This window comes from uncultured Brachyspira sp., assembly GCF_949287625.1.
GTDB lineage: Bacteria > Spirochaetota > Brachyspiria > Brachyspirales > Brachyspiraceae > Brachyspira.
This window is the reverse complement of record NZ_CASEGO010000083.1, coordinates 1-23,071: the sequence shown is the minus strand read 5'-3', so window position 1 is coordinate 23,071 and position 23,071 is coordinate 1. Positions and strand designations below refer to the sequence as shown.

The window sequence follows — 23,071 nt, the reverse complement described above, 5'->3', positions numbered from 1 at the left end:
CTTAAAAAATTTCATAATAATTCATTAAAAACTGATTTAAATTGCTGGCTTAAATTCTTTACAATGAAAGAAAATGATAATAGGGAGGTTATAATGTCAGAATTAGTAAAAGAAAAACCTGTAATGGAAGAAGTGCAAAGAAGATATAATAATTTCATTAAAGACAGACTAATGATGAGTGAATACGATAAGAGAGAGGCTTATTTATACGGCAATCAAATAATGCTTGAAGAAGAGCGAAGACTAGGAATTGAAGAGGGTGAAAAAAATAAAGCAATATCTATAGCCAGAAATTTTAAAAAAGCTGGTATAGATATAAAAATAATTAGTGAAAATACAGGTTTGAGTATAGAAGAAGTGGAAAAATTGTGAGTTTATTAAAGAACAAGTTTTCTCATATAATAAATTAAAAAAGCTAGACTACTGCTAAGCATAATAATAACAAACGAGTTGACGAAGTCCATCTCATAAAATATGCAGTAAGGTACCTTTGCATAATAGTCAGTGCTTTAGTTGCTAGCTTATAATAGCGGAGGACTTATAAATATTTTTAAACTACAAGAAGACAGTGTAAGAAAATTATTAAGTTTTATGAAGAAAAGTCAAATATAAAAACTGCAGTCCTTTTGGTTCTTTGGGTCACCAAAAGAACTGGGGTTTGGGGTAAAACCCCAATAAAAATATTAAGACCTAATAATAACAATAATAAAGGATAGTTAAGATGAAAACTTTTGAAGGAAAACTCGTTAGTGAAAAACCAATTAAAATTGGTATAGTATGTGCCAGATTCAATGAATTTATTGTTTCCAAACTTTTGGGCGGTGCTTTGGACGCTTTATCCCGTCATAATATTAAAGACGATGATATTTCTGTAGCTTGGGTACCAGGTGCTTTTGAAATACCTCTAATAGCTTCTAAAATGGCTAAATCCAAAAAATATGACGCTGTTATATGCCTTGGTGCTGTTATAAGAGGCTCTACTACTCATTATGATTATGTTTGTGCTGAAGTATCTAAAGGTATTGCTAATGTTTCGCTTAATTCCGATGTTCCTGTAATGTTCGGAGTTTTAACTACTGAAAACATTGAGCAGGCTATTGAAAGAGCTGGTACTAAAGCTGGAAACAAAGGTTTCGATTCTGCTATGGGTGCTATTGAAATGGTAAACCTAATCAGAGAAATAGAAAAATAATATAATCTTAGTAATATACTATATCATTAAAACAAGGGCTTAAATTATATTTATAGCTCTTGTTTTTTTATTGTCCTTATTTTCATTATTTGTTATATTTAATATAAATTCAAATTATAGATATAGATTTTTTATAGTAATTAGTATATAATATTTATTAATAAAAATTATCGATAATGGGGGCTCGTATGAAATTAAAAGGATCTAAAACAGAGGTTAATTTGAGAAATGCATTCATAGGTGAGGCTATGGCTAGATGCAGATATATGTTCTATGCTGAGAAGGCTAGAGAAGAGGGAAAAGAAGATGTGGCTTTAATGTATGAAAGGGCTGCTAGAAATGAACAGGAACATGCAAAGATATGGTTTGAAAACTTTCATGGCATACCTTCTACTGAAGATAATTTAAAAGAATCTATAACAAATGAAAACTATGAATCTATAGACATGTATTTATCATATGCCAAAACTGCACAGGAGGAAGGTTTTGATGATTTGGCTATGGCTTTTATGAATGTAGCGAGAATAGAAGACGGACATAAAAAGCAGTTTCAAAGTTTCTTAGAAGATAAAACATTTGATATAAAAAATTGGCAGTGTAATATATGCGGTTATATTGATTTGGAAAACGATAACCCAGATATATGCCCTGTATGTAAGAACCGTAAAATTAATAAATGATATTCAATCATCATATATACTATAAAATGCATACCCAAAAATAGGAGTTTATATTATGCAGGATTTTGTATTTAATAATACTACAAAAATAATATTTGGAAAAGACTCTGAAAAAAACATATGTAAAGAAATAAAAAAATTGGGTTCTAAGAAAGTATTTATAGTGTACGGCTCAGGAAGTGTAAAAGAAAGCGGTTTATTAGAGAAAACAGAAAAATTATTAAAAGATGAAAATATAGAATATTTATCATTCGGAGGGGTAAGGGCTAATCCTTCATTAGAGCATGCTGAAGAAGGTATAAAAGAGGCAATAGATTTTAATGCTGATTTTATACTTGCTATAGGAGGAGGAAGTGTAATAGACACAGCAAAAGCGATAGCACATGCTGCAGCCAATAAAGAAACATATATATGGGATTTTTTTACTAATAAACAAACAGTATTAAAAAGTATTCCTATAGGATGCATACTTACAATATCTGCCTCAGGAAGCGAGATGAGCGATGCAGCTGTACTTACCAACAAATCGCTTGGAGAGAAAAGAATACTTCATTCAGATTTTAACAGACCTTTATTTGCCGTAATGAATCCTTATCTTACTATGACTTTACCTTACTATCAAATAGCATGCGGTATAGCTGATATGATGATGCATACTCTTGACAGATATTTCGGATATAGTGAAAGTATAAATGAAACTACTGATGCAATAGCAGAGGCTATATTAAGAACTACAATAAAAAACGGCTCTATAGCAATGAAAGATAAAAACAATTATGATGCTATGAGCGAACTTATGCGGCTTGGCAGTTTATCACATAACGGACTTACAGGGCTTGGAAATAAATTTGATTTTATAACTCATAGATTTGCTGATGAGATAGGGGCAGAGTTTGATACAGCTCATGGGGCAAGTCTCACAAGTATATGGGGCTCTTGGACAAAGTATTGCTATAAAGATGAATATGCTGAAAAAAGATTTATACAATATTCAAAAAATGTTTGGAATATAGATGATGATACATGCATAAAAGGAATAGAAAAAACTATAGAATATTTTAAAGAGATAAATATGCCTGTTAATTTCAGCGAACTTGGAATAGGCATTCAAAATGATGAAGTATTAAATAAACTTACTGATAAATGTATGCTTGGAGGAGATTTTAATTATTTTGTGAAATTCAAAAGAGATGATGTTTATAATATATTTAAGATGAGCAATGTTTGAAATTTATTATGAGTTTATATTATTAAGCAATAAATTAAAAAATTAGGGGTATATAATAAAGTATGAATAAATTAGATTTAGTAATATTCGATATGGACGGACTTTTACTCGATACTGAAACCATAAGTTTGGCGGCTTGGAAAAAAACTTTTAAAAATTATAATATTGATATTGATGTTGAAAAACTTTTTTTTACCAAGATATTAGGCTCAAATGAAACTTCTATAAAAAATACAATGATGGAAATATCAAAAATAGATGAAAAAACATTTTATGACATTATAAATAATCAAATTGAAGAGGCATTTAATATAGTAAGAGAAAATGGTATAAATATAAAAAAAGGGGCTTCTGAACTTATTAATTTTCTAAACGATAAAAAAATAAAAAAAGCTATAGCAAGTTCAAGCATAAGAAAAAAAGTTGATTTATATTTAGATAAAACTAATTTAAAAAAAGAATTTGATTATATATTATGCGGAGATGAAACTGATAACCCAAAGCCTTATCCGGACTTGTATAATAATGTATGCGGTTATTTTAATTTTGATAAAAATAATGTAATAATATTAGAAGATTCTAAAAATGGTTTATTATCTGCTAAAAATGCTTTTATAGAAAAAAGGTTATATATACCAGATTTGCTTTTATTATCAGAAAAAGATGAAAAAGAATTATCGTACAAAAAATTTAATGATTTAATAGAAGTAAGAGACTATATAAAAAGTAATTTTTTTAAATAAAAATAAATAATTATTATGCTGGAAATTAATTTATTTTTATAGTAATATTTATAATTATTATGCATTAGGAATATTACCTATGGAAAAAAATATTTCAAAAGAAACATTAAAACTTTTACTTGAAATGCAGCAAAATGAAGTTACAGAGCATGCCGTATATTTAAATTTAGCAAAGTTTGTAAAGAAAGAAGATGATAAAAATGTACTTATCAGAATAGCAAAAGAAGAATATGCTCATTCAAAGATCTTAGAGAAATACACAAATAAAAAATTAAAGCCTAATAAGTTTAAAGTATTAAAATTTTTTATATTAAGTTTTATATTCGGATATACTTTTGTTATTAAGATTATGGAAGGCGGAGAAAAAGACGCTGAGTATATATATTCAAAGATAGTAGAAGAAGTTCCTGATGCCAAAAAAATAGCCTTTGAAGAAGATGAGCATGAAAAAAGTCTCATTGATATTTTAGACGAAGAGAGACTTAAATATGTAGGTTCTATGGTTTTGGGATTAAGCGATGCATTAGTAGAGATAAGCGGAACATTAGCAGGTCTTAGTTTCGCATTGCAAAATAACAGACTCGTAGCTTTATCTGGAATTATTACTGGGATATCAGCTACACTTTCTATGGCATCATCAGAGTATTTATCTGCCAAAGCTGACGGAGATAAAAATGCTTTTAAGTCTTCATCATATACTGGAATAATGTATTTGATAACTGTTACTCTTCTTATACTGCCTTATCTAATATACCCCAATAATCATTATTTGTATGCATTAATTACTATGCTTTGTGTAGTAGTATTTATAATATTTTTCTTCACATACTATATATCAGTTGCTAAGAGTCTGCCTTTTAAGAAAAGATTTTTAGAGATGGCTGGAATTAGTTTAACTGTTGCTGGAATTAGTTTTTTGGTTGGACTTTTAGTTAAGCAGTTTTTAGGAATTGATATTTAATTATTTACGATATTTTCCAGTTCATCTATTATCATGCTTATAGTATCATTATATTCTTTGAACCAGCCGCTGTTTGTGAGAGTAGACCAAATGCTGAATTTTAAATCTTTGGTATCTCCTGTGGTATTGTCTAATAATTTAGTATTTGAAAAGTTTACTATAAACTTGTCGTATTCCAAATGAAAACTTATATCAAAACATAAGGAGCTATTATCTATTATATTGTTTGATACGAAAAACAAATATACAAGCCCGTTATCATAGCTGCTGAATTTATTATTTTGTGCCTCTTGTTTTACCCATTTAAGTATTTCTTTTCTTAAATCGCTTCCTTTTAACTTTGTAGATACGAATATCTTTTGTTCTGCTAAAAGAACTGTATTGATTATCAAAAAAAATACTATTATAAACTGTTTCATATCTCTCTTATTGTAGATAATATATTATTAATATCTTTAATTTTTTTGCTGTGATTATTTTTTATATTATTATTAATTAAAGCAACCATCACCTGATGATAATAATTTTCTGTATCCAAAGTATAAAGCAGATAATGCACCAAAACATTTTCATAATATGAATCAAATTCTGTAATATATAAGTCTTTATCATTTGCTTTTACACTTTTGCTTGATATTATATTTTCGCCTTTTATGCTATTTAAAATATTTTCATTATACTCTTCTAAAGTAATATTATTTAATTCTTCTTTACTTTTAGAAAACATTATAAAGCATATTCCATTTTTAGTATTTATTGCTTCTAAATTGGAGTTTTCATTAAGCTCATTTTTTACTTTGCTTAATCTCCATTCATTAGAAAAAGCTATATCAAATTTTCCGTCATAGCTTTTTATATGAAACAATCCTTTATTATTTTTTCTTTTGAATATCATTACTGCAGCTGAGGCTGTAATTATAGTAGTAGTTAGAATAATTAAAGGAAGTTTTTTGCTCATAGAAATAGCCCCCAAAGTTTTCTTTCATACTAATAGGCTATAATATTTTAGGCAAAAAATCAAGAAAAATCATAAAAAATTATAGTATATTTCTATTTTTATAATATTTTTTAATATAGAATAATTAAGGATTTTTTATTTATGTATATTTTATTTGCATTGCTCTCTTCAATATTTGCCGCACTTACTGCCATATTAATAAAAATAGGGCTTTCTAATATTAACTCTAATTTGGCAACGGCAATAAGAACTATTATAATATTAATAATGTCTTGGATTATAGTTTTTTATACAAATAAAAACGGTTCTGTAATTGAAACTATAAAAAATATAAACAGCAAAACATTAATATTTATAATACTTTCAGGCATAGCAACTGGTCTTTCTTGGATATTTTATTTTAAAGCTTTGCAGATTGGAAATGTAAATAAAGCAGCTGTAATAGATAAACTCTCTATAGTATTTACAATTATATTAGCTTCAATATTTTTGAAAGAGGCTTTAACATTAAAAGTTATAATAGGGGCTGTTTTTATACTTGCAGGTACTTTGATAATAACTTTATGAAAATATTAACTAGATATTTATTTTATAGATGATATAATTTTATATATTAAATTATTTATATAAAAATTGTTTTGGGGTTAAAAATGGATAAAGATAATATGGATAATATAAAAGATATGTTTCATCAGGCTGATAAACTTTTTCAAAATAAAAATTATTCTGAGGCTAAAGATATTTATTTATCTATATTGAATATAAGCAAAGATAAATATGATAATATAAAATGCTTTGCTCAAATAGCAGAATGCTCTTTACACAAAAAAGATTTTGATAATACTTTATTATATTATAATAAAAGTTTTGATTTGGAAGCTATACCAGATAATATATTAAGATTAATAAATATTTGTTTTACATTAAAGCATTTTGATTTAACACTTCATTATATAAAATTACTTATAGAAACAATAAAAAAATTAGAAAAGCAGTATAATAATAGTTCAGTATTTATTCCTTATTATGAAGAGGCTGTTTCATTTTTAAGAATATTATATGATAATTTAGGCAATAATGAAGCTAAAGATTATTTAGAAAAAATTGAAAAATAGATATTAAAACTATTAATCAAATACAAGTCTTTTATCTTCATTAAATTTTTTTCTTGACGGATTTCCTTCTGCTCTGTATGCTGTTTTATTTTTAATAGAATATATGCCTGACCAGATGGTATCCATTCCCATATTTTTTCTGTCATATTGGCACAAAAATCCGTATTTACCTGATAAGAGATTTTTGGCAAAGTCAAAGTCATATTTATAATATTTAAATGCTTTTTCTAAAGTATTGTATCTTTCATGAGAGTAAACATCATCATGCATATTTGTATTATATTTTTTCATGCTTTCGCTTGTAAAATGATTTGAAGTAAATACATAATCATTTTCTATTATTTCTATTTTTTCACAGTTTGATTCTATTAAAGCAATATTACCTTCATAGTCTGCTATTATAATATTTTGTGCTGACGATATAGGCACCTCTTTTAAAAAGTATAAAGCCTCTTTTAAAGTGCGGCATTTCTCTAAAATATATCGTACTAGCATTCCAGCATTAAATCCATAATCAATTTTTACAGGATATACAAAAGTTAAAGCAATACTTAAACATTTTTGATTAATACCGTCTTCCATTTCTATAAATGCTGTAGTGTTTCCAATAAAAGAGTAGGAATTATCAAGATTATAATATACACTGTCTGAATATTTTTCTATATCTATTAAAAAGTCGCTGTTTTTTGCAAGTATTATATCTTTATCCGTTTTAAAAGCAAAAGCAGAACATTTATTTTCAAATGTGAAAGCATATATGCTAAATAAAAATGAACATATATCTTTATAATCAATAGAAAGTCCTTCAGCCATTGCTTTTATCTCTTCTATTATCTCTGGGAAAAAATCTTCATATATAGGCATGCATTTAGAAGCGAAATGTTTTCTCTCTTCTGATATTTTTATTTTATCCAAAGGATTTATATTATTTTTTGCAAGTATTTTTCCGTATTTTAATCCTGCATTATAATGCGTTTTTGAAAATCTTGAATGGTACATGTTACACCCTCGTTTATTTTAATTAATAAGTAAAGCATTAAAGATTATTCAAAGACTATCATAATAAAAATTATAAGTAAATATGAATAAAAATTTTTCTTTTTTAGTTTAATTATTATCATACTTTTCTAATACTATCATAATAAAAAATATATAATACCTGTTTTTTAATAAAAAAGCGTGCAATACTATATCTCTTAAACAAAGCATCACTTTTTTCATAGCTTGATTTTTTTAAATATTGATATATAATAGTGAGAGGTATATTATTAAATTTTGAGAATAAATAATTAACTTATTTATAAGAAAAAAAGGCTTATAATGTATAAATTAAATACTTATGTTGTATATCCTATGTACGGTATATGTAAAGTTATAGGTATATCTGATAGTAAAGTGAATTCTAATCTTGTAGAATGTTATGTATTAGAATGTGAAAGTGAAAATATTACATTAAAAGTCCCTATAAACAGAGTTAAAGAATATCGTATACGTAAAATAATTTCAAAAGCAGAGGCCGATGAACTCATTAATATACTTCAGACAAAACCGCATGATATAGAAAATAACTGGAAAATAAGATATCAGGAAAATGAAGAAAAATTAAGAAGCGGCGATATTAAAGATACAATAGAAGTAGCTAGAAGTTTATTTACTAGAAACAAATTAAAAGAACTATCGGCAAGTGAAAAACGTTTATACGAAAAGGCTTATATGTTTATAGTTAATGAAATCAGTATAGCTTTAAAAAAAGACAAAGATGAAATTGAAGATATAGTATCTAATGCCTTAGAAAAATCTGCCAAAAAATTCAAAACTAAACCTTTAGAAAAAGAAAAATTGGTAAAAGAAAATAAAGACAATACTAAAAAAAAGAAAAAAGATACTAAAGAATAATATTCTTCAATATTTCTAAAAAAGCATTTATTCAAATAAAAAAATAAATATATCTAATTATATTGTAGTTTGTAGGGGGAACTATTATGTGGAGAATAGTATATTTTGTTATATCTTTTTTAATAGCATTAATGGATTATTATTTTACAAAAACTTTTAATTATAAAACGGTGTCTATATTTTTACTGAGTGCTGTTTTAATATTTTTATTCGAGTTTTTACTTATAAGAAAGAAATCTTCTAAAATTACTCTCGCTTTTTTTATCTCATTTTTTCTAACTATAGTTATAGTGCTATTAACTATAAGTACTGTTAATATGATAGGAATTAAATTATCTATAAATGAAAAATTAATCATTCTTTTTATAGAAGGATATCTTACTTTTGGAATTATAGCGGCATTCATACCTAATATATCAAATATGCTTAATCTTACAAAACCTGATAAAAATAAAACAGCTAAAATACTTGATACTTCTGTTATAGTAGATGGAAGAATATATGATATTGCCGAAAAGAAATTCTTTGACGGACTTCTTGTACTTCCTGAATTTGTGATAAAAGAAGTACAGTTCTTAAGCGATGCCAGAGATCCGCAAAAAAGAATAAGAGGAAGAAGGGCATTAGAGATATTAAATAAAATGAAGTCCTCTAAAAATATACTTCTTTCTATTACTGATATAGATTTCCCTAATATAAAAGAAGTAGATTTAAAACTTATAGAGCTTGCCAAAAAAATGGATGCTAAAGTTATTACTAATGATTTTAATTTGATGAAGGTAGCTTCTATTCATGAAGTTGAAATATTAAATATAAATGATTTGGCTAATTCGCTTCATGTTGTAGTGCTTCCCGGGGAAACTATTAAAATCGATTTGATAAGAGAGGGAAAAGATAAGCAGGCACTTGGATATTTAGAAGACGGTACTATGATAGTTGTTGATAATGCTAAACATTTGATAGGAAAAAATGTTGAAATAGAAATAGATAATGTACTTCCTAAAGAGGCTGGAAGGGTAATATTTGCTTCTCTTGCAGGAGCTAAACAATCAAATAATAATAATAAAAAAAGACATGATAAATGATAATAGATCTTTCTTCTTCAATTTATAACAATATGCCTCATTATCCTGATGATATTGATGTAAAAGTTGAAAGTTTTAATTATGAGTATTTTAATATAACAAATATCAATATGTGTGTTCATAGCGGCACTCATATTGATACGCCTCTTCATGGCATAAATAATAAGCCTTCTGCTGAAAATATAGATTTAAGCTATTTTATCGGCAGTGCTTACTGTATTGATATTAAAGCAGATAAAGAAAATAAAATAAACTTTCCTAACAATTTTGATTTTGAAACTATAAAGGGATATAATATACTGCTTATTAATACTTCTTGGCATAAGAATATTAATACAGATTATTATTATAAAAATTTTCCTTACTTAAGTGAAAGTTTTGCAAATCAATTACTTAACTTAAAAATCAAAACAATAGGAATAGACAGTCCTTCTGCTGATAATATTAATAATAATTTAATACATAATATTTTATTTTCACATGACATATGCATTATAGAAGGACTTGCCAATTTAGATAAAGTATCGAATAAAGAATTTTTCTTTAGTGCAGCCCCATTAAAAATAAAAAATGCTGAAGGCTCCCCAGTAAGAGCATATGCTATAATTTAATCTTTTTTTCTTTTCTTTACTTCCAAAATAATTAATATTATAATTGTAATAATAACAGCAAATACAAGTATTTTATTAAAAGGCAATTTAACACTTTTATTATTAAGAAAATTATTCCAAAGATTTTCCATTAAAATACCAGCTCCGTCATCAAGTTCGGATATTCGTTTTGACATATATACAATATTCTCTTTATCAGGATATATTCTTTTATCATTTTTTATTTCATCAGGCAGTAATTCTAAAGCTGCTGTATTTGGAGTGGCATATCCTATGTATTTTGTATTCTCATATGCTACTTGCTTCTCACATAAAAAATTTATATACATATGTGCCGCTTCTATATTTTCAGCATTTTTAGGAATTGCCAAACATTCAACAAAAGGATTTCCCCCTGATTTTGGTATAACAAAATTTATATTTGTATTTTGCTTTATAACCGTTAAAGCATCGCCGCCGTATGTAACTCCTATATATGCCTTCTCATATCTTATTTTATATAGTATTTCGTCCATAACATAATCCTGAACTATAGATCTTTGCTTTTTTAAAGCGTCAAATGATTTTAATATCTCTTTTTCATTTGTGGTATGCAAATCAAAGCCTAAATAACCATTAGCAGCCGCAAAAGCGTCTCTTGGAGCTATTGCCATCAGTATCATATCTTTATAATCTTCATTAAAAAGTATAGACCAATCAATATCTTCCTCTTTTATATCTATATTTTTTTTATTGTATATAATACCGCTCATTCCCCAAGTATAAGGAACACTGTATTCTCCTTTTGGATCATATGCTAGTGAAAAAAAGAATGGATCTATATTGTTTTTTACAGCGGGAAGCAAATCGAAATTTAGTTTCTGTATCATATCATTTTTTATCATTCTCACTATAATATAGTCGGTAGGAGTTATTACATCGTAATTTTCTGTATGTAATTTTAACTTGGCATATACTTCTTCATTAGAATTATGTATTATATAATTTACTTTTATTCCAGTAAGATTTTCAAATTCTTCTATAATATCCATAGAACCTTTAGAGCCGTCAGCTATATACTCTCCCCAATTACATACATTTAATGTAATATTTTTATCTTTTAATCTTCCATAATAATTTAAATCTAACTGACTTTTATCAAGTTTACTTACAAAAGAAGAATTTTGAGCAAATATTATACTGCTGTATAAAAGACTGATAAATACGGCATAATACGAACGATTGTACATTATTTTTCCTTAATTATTATTTTTTATGTTTTCCTAAAATGAATTTATCTTTAGAACCTTATACCTATTTGTCCTCCTATATCAAGACCTCCCATTTTTGTCTTTGGAATACTGTCTTTATATTCAAGCAAAGGAAAATCATAAGAAAGATAAACACCTAAAGTTACATTATAAAGAAGCAGAAAATCTAAACTTGCTTTAAGATATGGTATATATAAATTATAAAATTGATTCTGTAATTGTTTAAGAGTATATTTTTCTATTGTCTCTCCGCCGCTGTTTTCTTTGGAATAGCTGCTTCCTCCTAAAGGAAATTTTACTCCAGCCCCAACTCCTATAGACATAAATAGTATATCTATTTTAGGCATCAAACCTATAGATAAACTGTCAGACGTAACATTACCTTTAGATAAATCTGATTTATATGCAAATACATCTCTTTGATATCCAAAATCTAAAGATATCCCTAAAGATAATATATTTAAATCAAAATAATAATTAGGCTTTAAATAAACACCAAACTCAAAACCGCCGTCTGGTTTTACAGTTTCGCTTTGTTTACCATCTTCAAGATAAAAACCTATGCCTGCTCCCAAAGGCACACTTAAATCAACACCAAATCCGTCTTTAGCCATAAGTCCCGAAGTCATAACAGATGAAAATAAAAACAAAATTAATACAAATTTCTTCATATATAATATACTCCCGTTTTATTATTATATTAAAGATATAAATATTTTCTGTTTTTTCAAGCATTAATTTAGTATTTTAGCTGTGAATTCAATGTAATAATAACTTATGTATAAAAATATTATTCATACAAAAAATTCTTATAAAATATAATAAGAAAAACAATAGATTTTTTGTTTAACTTTTTTATTATTTTAATATATAATAGAACTTAATCTTATTTATAAGGAGTTATAAAAATGACAAAAGTTGTTTTAATACGTCATGGTGAGAGTGTATGGAATAAAGAAAACTTATTTACAGGCTGGGCAGATGTTACTTTGTCTGAAAAAGGTATAGAAGAGGCTAAAGCAGGCGGTGCAGAACTTAAAAAAGCAGGATTTACTTTTGATAAAGCATATACTTCTACTTTAACACGTGCTATCAAAACTTTAAACTTAGTTTTGGAAGAAATGGGGCTTTTATGGATACCTGTAGAAAAATGCTGGCAGTTAAATGAAAGACATTATGGAGCATTACAAGGATTAAATAAATCACAAACTGCTGAAAAATACGGAGAAGATCAGGTAAAAATTTGGAGAAGAAGCTATGATACTCCTCCTCCAGCTTTAACAAAAGATGATGAAAGATATCCAGGTCATGATCCTCGTTATAAAAACTTATCAGAAAAAGAACTGCCTCTAACAGAATGTTTGAAAGACACTGTAGCAAGAGTAGTACCTTTTTGGGAAAATGTTATACTTCCAGATATTAAAGCAGGAAAAAAAATCATAATTGCAGCACATGGTAACAGTTTAAGAGCTTTAGTAAAATATTTGGACAATATATCTGATGCTGACATTACAGAACTTAATATACCTACTGGAATGCCTTTAGTTTATGAGCTTGATGATAATTTCAAAGCTGTGAACAAACGGTATTTAGGAGATCCTGAAGCAGTTAAAAAAGCTATGGAAGCTGTAGCTAATCAAGGCAAAAAGAAATAATAAAGTTTGTTAAAAATAAATATAAAAGCCTCCAGCAGCGAAATAATTGCCGGGGGCTTAAAGTTCTTAAATGTATTAAAAAATCATAGTTATTCTATAACTTAAAATGCAAATCCTGAAATTTTATATAATTAGTATTGATTATTTTTTATATTATTATATAATAGTAAAAATATTATGGATTATGTTATGAAACACAAACAGCAAACAGCAAACAGCAAACAGCAAACAGCAAACAGCAAACAGCAAACAGCAAACAGCAAACAGCAAACAGCAAACAGCAAACAGCAAACAGCTCTATATATTCTCAAGTTTTACTTTCTTAAATCATTATATACCCGTTGCAAAAAATGCTTCAATCAATATAAATACAGCCATTGTATTTTAGGAGTAGTTTATGAAAAATAAGTTAAATAAAATAATATTAATTATAAGTTCCATACTTATAATATCAATATTACTTTTAGCAGTTTTAGGTTTAGTTAATAGAAAAGGTTATTTATCTGAATTTAAGCTCCAATCATCAAATGATATAGAATATAATTATCATTTTAGATTAAAATATTATAGTAAGATCTTTAGAAACAGTGATATATATAAAGTTTATTTTGATACTAATGAAATAATTCAAAATAATAATTTTATTAAAGATATAAAAATTGATAAACCAGGAAGTCCTTTTGGTACTTTGGTATCTTCAAAGCAATTGAAATATGATGAAAAAATTGATAATATAAATTATTCTTTAAGAATTAAGCCAATATTCTATATTATATTATTTGTTTTAATATTATTTAATGTATATTTATGTATTAAATATAGATCATTAATTTATGATTTATATAATAGAATATTGGAAAATAAAAATATTATTTTTAAGATATCTTCTATAATTTTCTTTTCATTAATAGTTATTTTTATATTACTATCTTTATTAGGAAATATGCCCCATAAAGGTTATTTATCAGATTTTCAAATTATAGCAGAAAGTAAAGCAGGATATGTATATAAGGCAAAAGTTAATTCTAAGGGGTTGTTCTCTCATAATTTAATTTATGAATATTCAGATAAACCTCTAAAACTGGAAAATAAACCTGACTATATAAAAAATTATGGCTATAGTATAGAAATTAATAGAATGCCTGATTGGTATAATACTAACCCTCAGAAAGGACTTACAGCAAGTGCTTGGAATAATGATGATGGTACATTTACGGTATCTAATTCTACTAGCTGGAATGGTTATGGTTATGATATCATTCCTTCTAAAGGTGAAAGATATAGAATTTCTATAGAAGCTAAAAGATTAAGCGGCAGCAGCTTTAATCCAATTAAATATCATTTAGATGAAACTAATACTCTTATTCCTATAGAGAGCACTTATGATATAGGACCTGAATACAAAGTATATAGTAATGAAGTTGATATATTATATACTAAACCTAACCCATTTCCTCATTTTACTTTTTATTTTCCAGATGGTGCTATTAATATAAAATATATAAGGTTAGAACAATTAAGTGATAATCTATATTTAAAAAATGGAAAAGAAATAATATTTACATCAACAGTTGATAATGTTAATATTAATGATATAAAAAATATAAAATATACTCTTAGTCTTAAAGATAGTTTATTAAAGAAAATAATTTATTTCTTTGCTGTACTATTATTAATATATATAATATTTATTTTTGTTTCATTTAATTTATTATCATATTTGAAATCATTTATTGTTAATAATAAAAAGAAAGTATTGAAAGTATATTTTATATCTTTAATCTCTTTAGTATTTATAGTATTAGTTTTATCATTATTAGGTAATATTTACCGTAAAGGATATTTATCAGATTTTGAAATTATAGCAGCAAGTCCAGCAGGCTATGTCTATAAGGCTAAACTAATATCTAAAGGACTATTTTCGCCTAATTTTATTTATAAATATTCTGATAAACCTTTAAAACTAGAAAATAAGCCTGACTATATAAAAAATTATGGCTACAGTATAGAAATACATAGAATGCCTGATTGGTATAATACTACACCTCAGGAAGGTCTTACAGCAAGTGCTTGGAATAATGATGACGGTACATTTACTGTATCTAATTCTACAAGTTGGAATAGTTATAATTATATAGTCCCTCTATCTGTAGGTGAAATATATAGAATTAGTATAGAAATTAAAAAACTTTCTGATTATTCTAAAGGTATTGTAACATATTATTTAGATACTAAAAATTATAATATTTATATACCAAATACAGAGGATATAACATCCGAGTACAAAGTATATTCTGGAGATATAAAAATAAAAGAATCTTTTACTAACGAATATCCTCATCTATATTTCTCTTATCCTAAAGGTGTATTCAATGTGAAATCTATTAAATTAGAACAGATATCTGACAACCTTTATTTAAAAAACGGCAATGAAATACTAATTACTACTAGTAAAATTATTGATAATAATACTTATATAGAAGATGTTGAATATTATATAGATATTCCCTTTAATAATTATCTATTAGTTATATTAATAATATCAATGTTATTAATCATAATGTATAAAATGAATATTAATAAATATATACAATTTTTTATATTATTATTAATTATATTATGTTCTAATTTTATTTTTAATATGTTTAGTCTAGCTCCGGAAACTAAATTTCAAGATCCTGATACATATTCTGATAATATAATATTGGATGATTTGTTTATAAGAAGTATTTCATCAGAAGATAAACCATATTTTTTCATGAATACTTATAGAAGGAATTCTAGTGATACTATGAATACTTATAAATTTAATGAAAAAGAAGTTGTAAATGATGTGAAAAATAATAATTCTAAATATATTGAAGTATACAAATCTTGTTTGGGATTGCAAAGCCATGTATTAAGACCATTATTTAATGTATTATTAAAATGGAATACTGATTCCCATATTATATTTAGAAGTTTACAAAATTTTTCTTCTCTATTAAATGCTATCATATTCGCCGTATTTTTCACATTTTTGGCAGTAGAGTTTGGAATAATTCCTGTTTCTATTATGACAATATTTACTCTAATTACTAATGTATGGATAACGTCATTCAGCAGATCTATATGGTTTCCGCCATTTACTTTTATTTTACCAATGTTAATAGTTTCTTACTTTGCATATAAATACGATTTTAATAAAAACAATTTATTATTATCTTTATTATTGCTTTTAAGTATAATGTTTAGGTTATCACATGGTTATGAATACGTACCAACATTATTTGTATCAACTACTTTACCTGTTTTTTATTTTTCCATATCAAGATATTACAGTATTAAAAAATTTATTAAATATTTTTTAATAATTTCTGGAATATGTATGTTAGGATTAATAATAATTTTAATTATTCATATTTTTGCTTTAGGAAGTATTGATCTCATAGTTGATGCTTTATTCAGAAGAACTGTTAATACAGTTTCGGATTCTGGACAAACATTTGATGCAAGTATTTTTAATATATTAAAAATATATTTTTTTAATACCTCATATTTATATCCGTATATATATTCTATATTACTATTTATAATTATTATTTTTATAAGATTATTTTTATCTAGTACTGGTAAAGATGTATTTGGTTTTAAAATCAGTATTAATAAGTATTTAGCTTTATTTATATGTGTATGCATATCTTTTTTTGGAGTTGTATCTTCGATGTTTATATTTAAACAGCATTTTTATGTACATACACATATTAATTATTTTATTATGTGGCTTCCATTCTTATTTTTATTATATTCTTTAATCTTATATAGGATAGATTGCAATATTTTTGTTAGAATAAAAAAATGGTATACTAAAAGAAATAATAAAAATTTATTATAAATTTAGAGGTAAAACCATGAATTATCAATTTACAAATGAAGAATTATTAGAAATAGAAAATAAAATACCAAAATATAAAAAATATATATTTTTTGAAAAGATAAATAAATATGCTTTATTAATACCTGTTATTAATGAGGGAGAAAGATTTATATCACAAATAAATAAAATGAAAGAAAGAAATATATTCAATATTTGTGATGTATTTATATGTGATGGTTGTAGCAAAGATAAGTCATCAAATCCTGATTTTATCAAAGAATATGGCTGTCGTGGTTTAATAATTAATATAAGTGATAAAAAAGGACAAGGTGTACAATTAAAACAAGGTTTCTTTGAAGCTATGAAAGATGGATATGATGGAGCTATTATGGTTGATGGTAATGATAAAGATAATATTCATGAAAGTTTACCATTATTTATAAAAAAATTTGAAGAAGGTTATGATGTTGTTCAGGCTACGAGATTCTCATTAGGAGGATATCATGAAAATACTCCTTTTGGAAGGTTTGTAGGAATAAGGTTAATTGCTTCTCCTCTAATTAGTTTAACTTCAGGTTTTCATTATGATGATGTGTGTAATGGATATAAAGGATTCTCAAGAAATTATATTTTAGATAAAAGAATGGATTGGTTTAGAGAAGAATTTAATACGTATGAATATTGTTATTATCCATTAGTTCATGTGAAAAAACTTGGCTATAAAGCTTGTCAGGTGCCTACAAGCAGAGTTTATCCAAAAAATGAAATCCCGTCAAAAATAAAAGGATTTTCATCCAATTTGAAATTATTGAGAGAGATTTTTAATAGACCAGACCAGACCAGACCAGACCAGACCAGACCAGACCAGACCAGACCAGACCAGACCAGACCAGAATTAATATATACAGCGATTGTATATGCTTTTATAATAATTCAAAATATAAAAAATTACAACCTATGCTGCAAATTGCAGCATAGGTTTTTTGTGTTTTTAGGATAAGGAAACAATTTATGAAAAAAATATCAGTAATAATACCATGCTACAATGAAGAAGTTACTATTAAACAAGTAATAGAAGAGTTTAAAAAATATTTGTCTGAAGCTGAAATAAATGTTCTTGATAATAACAGCAAAGATAATTCTGTAAAGCTGGCAAAAGAAGCAGGAGCAATAGTAACAGAAGTTAATTATCAGGGTAAAGGTGAAGTTGTACGAAGGGCTTTTTCTGATATTGATGCTGACGTATATATTATGGTAGATGCCGATATGCAGTATGATATATCCGAAATAAAAAAACATATAGATTATTTTTTAGATAAAAAACTTGATATGCTTAATATTTCTCGTGAAGTAGTAGATGAAGATGTACACAGAAAAGGACATGCTTTTGGAAATGCTATGCTAACAGGTTTTGCTAATAGATTATTTGGTAAAAAATTTAATGATATGCTTAGCGGTTATAGAATATTTTCCAAAAGATTTGTAAAAAGTTTTCCGGCAGCCTCTAAAGGTTTTGAAATAGAAACAGAACTCACAATATATGCTCTACAAATGCGTTTACCTGTAGGAGAACTTCCTGCCAAATATTTTAAAAGACCTGAAGGTTCTTTTTCCAAACTTAATACTTTTAGAGATGGTTTTAGAATATTATTTACTATAATATATTTGATGATGACAGAAAAGCCAATGATATTTTTTAATATAATTAGTATTATATTATTTATTATAGGTATGTCATTAGGAATTAGTATTACTATAGAATATTTTGAAACATTAAATGTTGCTAGATTTCCTACAGCAATACTTACTATATGTTTATTAATATTATCAGCATTATCTTTTGCTGTAGGATTAATAACGAATGCTATAGGAAAAGTTATATCAGAAAATAGAAGATTTCCAGACCAGACCAGACCAGACCAGACCAGACCAGACCAGACCAGACCAGACCAGACCAGAATTAATATATGTAGCGATTACATATATATTTATAATAATACAATATATCAAAAATTACAACCTATGTTGCAATGTAAAATTGCAGCATAGGTTTTTTGTGTTTAACTAATTTTTAGGAAATATTACTATGTATGATTATGTAATAATAGGTGCTGGTATTTACGGACTATATTCATCTGATATTCTATCTAATAAAAATAAGAATGCTAAAATTCTAATAATAGAAAAAGACAAAGAAGCATTTTCAAGAGCTTCGTATGTTAATCAGGCAAGACTGCATAATGGTTATCATTATCCAAGATCATTGCATACAGCGATAAAATGTTCTCATTATTTTGACAGATTCATCAAAGATTTTCCATTTTCAATAGTTTCAGATTATACTAAGATTTATGCTGTGTCATCAAAATTTGGTATGGCAACCCCTGATAATTTTGAATATTTCTGTGATAATGCTAATATACCTTATGAAAGAATAAATGAAAATATATTTTTCAATAAAAATACAATAGATGCATGCTATAAAACAAAAGAATATACAATAGATACTCTAAAAATAAAAGATTATTATTTAGAAAAATTAAAAGAAAAATCAAATATTACTATCATTTATAATGATTATATAAAAGATGTAGTTATCGATAACGATATATGGGTATTAACACTAAATTCAGCAAAAACAATAAAAACTAATTTTGTTATTAATACTTCTTATGCTTCTTTAAACAGTATATTAAAAATATTTAATTTAAATACATTATCTATGAAGTTTGAATTGGCAGAAATGGTTTTATGCAATGCTTCTGAAAGCTTAAAAGGTTTTGGGATAACATTAATGGATGGTCCATTTTTCTCTATAATGCCTTTTGATAGTCATGGTATGTATTCGCTATCAGCAGTAAGATATACACCGCATCAGAATTGCTTCCAAGAATTACCAACTTTTACATGTCAAAAACAATCAGAAATATGCAGTGGAATGTTCTTAGATAATTGCAATACTTGTAAAGTAAGACCGGAAACAGCTTGGGTACATATGTTCCAACTTGCTAAAAAATATTTGAAATCAGAATTTTTACCAGAATTTAAAGAAAGTATTTTTGCTATAAAAGCTCTAATGCAGTCTTCTTCAACATCTGATTCAAGACCAGTTATTATTACAGAAAATAATAAAAATCCAAAATTAATTAGTATTCTTGGAGGAAAATTAAATACTATATATGAATTAAATGAGGTGCTATTATGAAAGATAAAAACTATGCAAGTTTTATAATAACTAAAATAGATAATAAAGAAAATTATCAAAGATTAGAAAATTATATACTAAATAAATTTGAATATAGTGAAATAATTATTTTGATAAATGATTCTAATATAAAAGATATTAAAGAATATTTATCTCCAAATTCTAATAATGTATTATGTTTAAATTTAGGTAATAATATAGATGAAAATAATTCTATAAGAGCAGGATTAGAATTTTCAAAAGGAGATATAGTTTTTGTAATTAAAGATTTATCAATTAATAAATTAGAAGATTATTTAGATAATCTTTATGAATCAAATAAAAAAGGTATAGACTCATCTTTTTTAACTTCTAAATATTATAGATTAAAAGACAAATTAACCATTAGTTTAATATCTATATTTTCAAAGCATAAATTAAAAAATGTATATGATATAATATTTTTAGTTACTAGAAGAGTTATAAATGCAATTACAGAAGATAATAGCAAGACAACACCTATATCATATGTTATTCGTGATATTGGATATAATTACAATGAATTTGAATGCAATATAAGAGATAAAAAATATTATATGTCAAAGCAAACAAGAAGCGTGTATTTATTATTATTTTCAGAAGCTTCTTCAAACTTTGCTGCATCATTATCTTTATTAAGTGCTATAATTGCTATAGTAACAGGAATATATGCTTTAATTATATATTTATCTAATAATAAGCCTGTTGAAGGTTGGACTACAACATTTTTGTTTTTATCATTTAGTTTTACTATGATATTTGCCATATTTAGTATTATTATAAGATATTTAAGTGTAATACAAAAAGAACTGTATAATAAACCGAATTTCAGAGTAAAATCTGTTTCAAAATTATGAAAGGAGATAAAATAATATGAATTTTGAAGAAATAAAAAAAAGAATACCAGAATATACATATATATCTTTTTTTGAGAAAAGAAATAAATATGCTTCTGTAATACCGGTTTTGAATGAAGGACAAAAATTCTTAGACCAATTAGATAAAATGAAAAGTAAAAATATATTTAACATATCAGATATTTTTATATGCGATGGTGGAAGCAGTGATTATTCTTCTAATGCTGAAATAATGAAAAATTACGGATGTAAAGGTTTAATAATTAATATAAGTAATATAAAAGGACACGGTACTCAACTAAAACAAGGATATTATGAAGCATTAAAAGAAGGATATGATGGCATCATAACTTTTGATGGAAATAATAAAGATAATATAGAAGATACACTTAATGAATTTATAAAGAAATTTGATGAAGGATATGATGTAATACAAGCTACTAGATTTTCAATGGGAGGTAAAGGAATAAATACTCCATTATCAAGATATTTAGCAATTAAATTTATAGCATCACCTTTAGTAAGTTTATGTTCTGGATATCACTATACTGATCCTACAAATGGATATAAAGCATTTTCAAGAAAATATATGATGGATGATAGGATAGATTGGTTTAGAGAGGAATATTCTAAATATGAATACGGTTATTTTCCACTAGTGCATGCTAAAAAGCTTGGATATAAAATAACTCAAGTTCCAACAATTAGAAAGTACCCTATTGGGGAAGTTCCATCGAAAATAAAGGGATTTAGTTCTAATTTTAAATTATTAAAACAAATATTGAATAGTTTATTTAATAAACCGAAGTAATTTGAGGATTAAAATGAATAATATAAGAATAGGTTTTATAGGTGCTGGGCATGTATCTAATTCCATGTCTAAAGCTATTGATAATATAGAAGGTTTAGAAAAGTATGCTGTTGCTTCTAGGGATATAAATAAAGCAGAAAAGTTTGCAAAAGATCATAATTTTAAAAAGAATTATGGTTCATATAAGGAAATGTTAGAAGATGATAATGTAGAACTAGTTTATATAGCGACACCTGTATCCTATCATTATAAACATGTAAAGATGTCATTAGAATATGGTAAACATGTATTATGTGAAAAAACTTTTACTTCAAATTATCAAGAGGCGAAAGAATTAATTGATATTTCTAAAAATAAAAAACTTTTATTAGCTGATGCTATATGGACTAGATATATGCCATCAAGATATAAAATAGAAGAATTTCTAAATAGCGGCATTATTGGTGTACCTAAAATGTTAGAAGCAAATTTAGGATATATCCTTACGAATAAGGATAGATTATTCAATAAAGAATTATCTGGAGGTGCTTTATATGAAATTGGAATATATCCTATTAATTTAGCTTTATCAGTTCTAGGAAATAATTTTAAAGATGTTAATGTTGTATCTATTATAGATGATAACGGTATAGATTTGCAAAGTTCTGTAATATTAAAATATTATAATGGAACTATCGCCAATTTACTATATTCTATTAATTCAATGACAGACAGTAAAGCAGTTATAGCATGTACTAAAGGCTATATTATTATTGAAAATGTTAATAATCCTCAAAATATATATGTTTATTCACAAGAAAGGAAATTATTAGATAGTTATTCTAAAAATGATGGTATTAGAGGATATGAATATCAATTAAAATCCGTTGTAAAATCTATAAATAATGGGATGATAGAATGCAAAGATATGCCGCATAATGAAATATTAGAAGAAATGAAACTAGTTAATA

At 25.8% G+C, this 23,071-nt stretch carries 24 protein-coding genes and 1 pseudogene; 20 read left to right on the top strand and 5 right to left on the bottom strand.

The window, feature by feature from the left end; all coding sequences use genetic code 11:
• From Q1X91_RS11605 to Q1X91_RS11580, 6 genes and pseudogenes are all read left to right on the top strand, one after another.
• Positions 1 to 372 (top strand): annotated as a pseudogene (locus tag Q1X91_RS11605) (hypothetical protein); the annotation flags it as partial.
• Between the two features lie 349 nt (positions 373 to 721).
• Entirely contained in the window at positions 722 to 1,192 is a 471-nt protein-coding gene (gene ribE, locus Q1X91_RS11600) for a 6,7-dimethyl-8-ribityllumazine synthase (protein WP_008727357.1), read from the top strand.
• Between the two features lie 188 nt (positions 1,193 to 1,380).
• Positions 1,381 to 1,872, top strand: coding sequence for a ferritin family protein (locus tag Q1X91_RS11595; protein WP_300757535.1), 492 nt, complete (start codon positions 1,381 to 1,383; stop codon positions 1,870 to 1,872).
• Positions 1,873 to 1,927: 55 nt separating this feature from the next.
• Positions 1,928 to 3,100: an iron-containing alcohol dehydrogenase gene (locus tag Q1X91_RS11590; protein WP_300757532.1), complete on the top strand. Its 1,173-nt coding sequence runs from the start codon at positions 1,928 to 1,930 to the stop codon at positions 3,098 to 3,100.
• Between the two features lie 62 nt (positions 3,101 to 3,162).
• Complete coding sequence (locus Q1X91_RS11585) at positions 3,163 to 3,843, top strand: HAD family phosphatase (RefSeq protein WP_300757527.1); 681 nt, start codon at positions 3,163 to 3,165, stop codon at positions 3,841 to 3,843.
• 79 nt (positions 3,844 to 3,922) lie between these two features.
• Positions 3,923 to 4,804: a VIT1/CCC1 transporter family protein gene (locus Q1X91_RS11580; RefSeq protein ID WP_300757522.1), complete on the top strand. Its 882-nt coding sequence runs from the start codon at positions 3,923 to 3,925 to the stop codon at positions 4,802 to 4,804.
• Here the strand turns inward: Q1X91_RS11580 and Q1X91_RS11575 are convergent.
• Together Q1X91_RS11575 and Q1X91_RS11570 are read right to left on the bottom strand one after the other, a co-directional pair.
• Entirely contained in the window at positions 4,801 to 5,223 is a 423-nt protein-coding gene (locus Q1X91_RS11575) for a hypothetical protein (RefSeq protein WP_300757519.1), read from the bottom strand. The two genes, Q1X91_RS11580 and Q1X91_RS11575, sit on opposite strands and share 4 nt — an antisense overlap.
• The gene (locus tag Q1X91_RS11570) at positions 5,220 to 5,762 is read right to left on the bottom strand and encodes a hypothetical protein (RefSeq protein ID WP_300757518.1); all 543 of its coding nucleotides are present in this window, start codon (positions 5,760 to 5,762) and stop codon (positions 5,220 to 5,222) included. The genes Q1X91_RS11575 and Q1X91_RS11570 overlap by 4 nt, the downstream gene beginning before the upstream one ends.
• Positions 5,763 to 5,903: 141 nt before the next feature.
• Between Q1X91_RS11570 and Q1X91_RS11565 the strand changes: the two genes are divergently transcribed.
• Complete coding sequence (locus Q1X91_RS11565; protein ID WP_300757515.1) at positions 5,904 to 6,329, top strand: EamA family transporter; 426 nt, start codon at positions 5,904 to 5,906, stop codon at positions 6,327 to 6,329.
• An 83-nt stretch (positions 6,330 to 6,412) separates the two neighbouring features.
• Positions 6,413 to 6,877, top strand: a complete 465-nt coding sequence (locus tag Q1X91_RS11560) for a hypothetical protein (protein WP_300757512.1) — start codon at positions 6,413 to 6,415, stop codon at positions 6,875 to 6,877.
• A gap of 12 nt (positions 6,878 to 6,889) precedes the next feature.
• On the opposite strand, the gene Q1X91_RS11555 is transcribed toward Q1X91_RS11560, so the two are convergent.
• Complete coding sequence (locus tag Q1X91_RS11555) at positions 6,890 to 7,876, bottom strand: C45 family peptidase (protein WP_300757509.1); 987 nt, start codon at positions 7,874 to 7,876, stop codon at positions 6,890 to 6,892.
• Between the two features lie 321 nt (positions 7,877 to 8,197).
• On the opposite strand from Q1X91_RS11555, the gene Q1X91_RS11550 reads away from it, so the two are divergent.
• The 3 genes from Q1X91_RS11550 (at position 8,198) to Q1X91_RS11540 (ending at position 10,469) form a co-directional block, all read left to right on the top strand.
• On the top strand, positions 8,198 to 8,773 hold the full coding sequence (locus Q1X91_RS11550; RefSeq protein WP_300757507.1) for a CarD family transcriptional regulator: 576 nt from the start codon (positions 8,198 to 8,200) through the stop codon (positions 8,771 to 8,773).
• Between the two features lie 86 nt (positions 8,774 to 8,859).
• Entirely contained in the window at positions 8,860 to 9,858 is a 999-nt protein-coding gene (locus Q1X91_RS11545) for a PIN domain-containing protein (protein ID WP_300757505.1), read from the top strand.
• On the top strand, positions 9,855 to 10,469 hold the full coding sequence (locus Q1X91_RS11540; protein WP_300757502.1) for a cyclase family protein: 615 nt from the start codon (positions 9,855 to 9,857) through the stop codon (positions 10,467 to 10,469). Before Q1X91_RS11545 ends, Q1X91_RS11540 begins: the two co-directional genes overlap by 4 nt.
• Here the strand turns inward: Q1X91_RS11540 and Q1X91_RS11535 are convergent.
• Both Q1X91_RS11535 and Q1X91_RS11530 read right to left on the bottom strand, forming a co-directional pair.
• Entirely contained in the window at positions 10,466 to 11,698 is a 1,233-nt protein-coding gene (locus Q1X91_RS11535) for an ABC transporter substrate-binding protein (RefSeq protein ID WP_300757500.1), read from the bottom strand. The two genes, Q1X91_RS11540 and Q1X91_RS11535, sit on opposite strands and share 4 nt — an antisense overlap.
• A 50-nt stretch (positions 11,699 to 11,748) precedes the next feature.
• Positions 11,749 to 12,390 carry a hypothetical protein gene (locus tag Q1X91_RS11530; RefSeq protein ID WP_300757498.1) on the bottom strand — a complete coding sequence of 214 codons (642 nt, stop codon included), beginning with the start codon at positions 12,388 to 12,390 and terminating at the stop codon, positions 11,749 to 11,751.
• Between the two features lie 237 nt (positions 12,391 to 12,627).
• Between Q1X91_RS11530 and gpmA the strand changes: the two genes are divergently transcribed.
• The 9 genes from gpmA to Q1X91_RS11485 all read left to right on the top strand — a co-directional run.
• Positions 12,628 to 13,374 carry a 2,3-diphosphoglycerate-dependent phosphoglycerate mutase gene (gene gpmA / locus Q1X91_RS11525; RefSeq protein WP_300757495.1) on the top strand — a complete coding sequence of 249 codons (747 nt, stop codon included), beginning with the start codon at positions 12,628 to 12,630 and terminating at the stop codon, positions 13,372 to 13,374.
• Positions 13,375 to 13,563: 189 nt separating this feature from the next.
• Positions 13,564 to 13,782, top strand: coding sequence for a hypothetical protein (locus tag Q1X91_RS11520; protein WP_300757492.1), 219 nt, complete (start codon positions 13,564 to 13,566; stop codon positions 13,780 to 13,782).
• A complete protein-coding gene (locus Q1X91_RS11515) occupies positions 13,772 to 17,248 on the top strand; it encodes a hypothetical protein (RefSeq protein ID WP_300757489.1) in 3,477 nt (1,158 codons plus the stop codon). The genes Q1X91_RS11520 and Q1X91_RS11515 overlap by 11 nt, the downstream gene beginning before the upstream one ends.
• A gap of 16 nt (positions 17,249 to 17,264) precedes the next feature.
• The gene (locus tag Q1X91_RS11510; RefSeq protein WP_300757486.1) at positions 17,265 to 18,230 is read left to right on the top strand and encodes a glycosyltransferase family 2 protein; all 966 of its coding nucleotides are present in this window, start codon (positions 17,265 to 17,267) and stop codon (positions 18,228 to 18,230) included.
• A gap of 11 nt (positions 18,231 to 18,241) precedes the next feature.
• A complete protein-coding gene (locus Q1X91_RS11505) occupies positions 18,242 to 19,279 on the top strand; it encodes a glycosyltransferase family 2 protein (protein WP_300757483.1) in 1,038 nt (345 codons plus the stop codon).
• A gap of 37 nt (positions 19,280 to 19,316) precedes the next feature.
• The gene (locus Q1X91_RS11500) at positions 19,317 to 20,435 is read left to right on the top strand and encodes an NAD(P)-binding protein (protein ID WP_300757480.1); all 1,119 of its coding nucleotides are present in this window, start codon (positions 19,317 to 19,319) and stop codon (positions 20,433 to 20,435) included.
• Positions 20,432 to 21,310 (top strand): hypothetical protein, encoded by an 879-nt coding sequence (locus tag Q1X91_RS11495; RefSeq protein WP_300757479.1) that lies wholly within the window; start codon positions 20,432 to 20,434, stop codon positions 21,308 to 21,310. The genes Q1X91_RS11500 and Q1X91_RS11495 overlap by 4 nt, the downstream gene beginning before the upstream one ends.
• 16 nt (positions 21,311 to 21,326) lie before the next feature.
• A complete protein-coding gene (locus tag Q1X91_RS11490; protein ID WP_300757476.1) occupies positions 21,327 to 22,121 on the top strand; it encodes a glycosyltransferase family 2 protein in 795 nt (264 codons plus the stop codon).
• Positions 22,122 to 22,134: 13 nt separating this feature from the next.
• A partial coding sequence (locus tag Q1X91_RS11485) for a Gfo/Idh/MocA family oxidoreductase (protein ID WP_300757473.1) occupies positions 22,135 to 23,071 on the top strand: 937 nt, incomplete at its 3' end.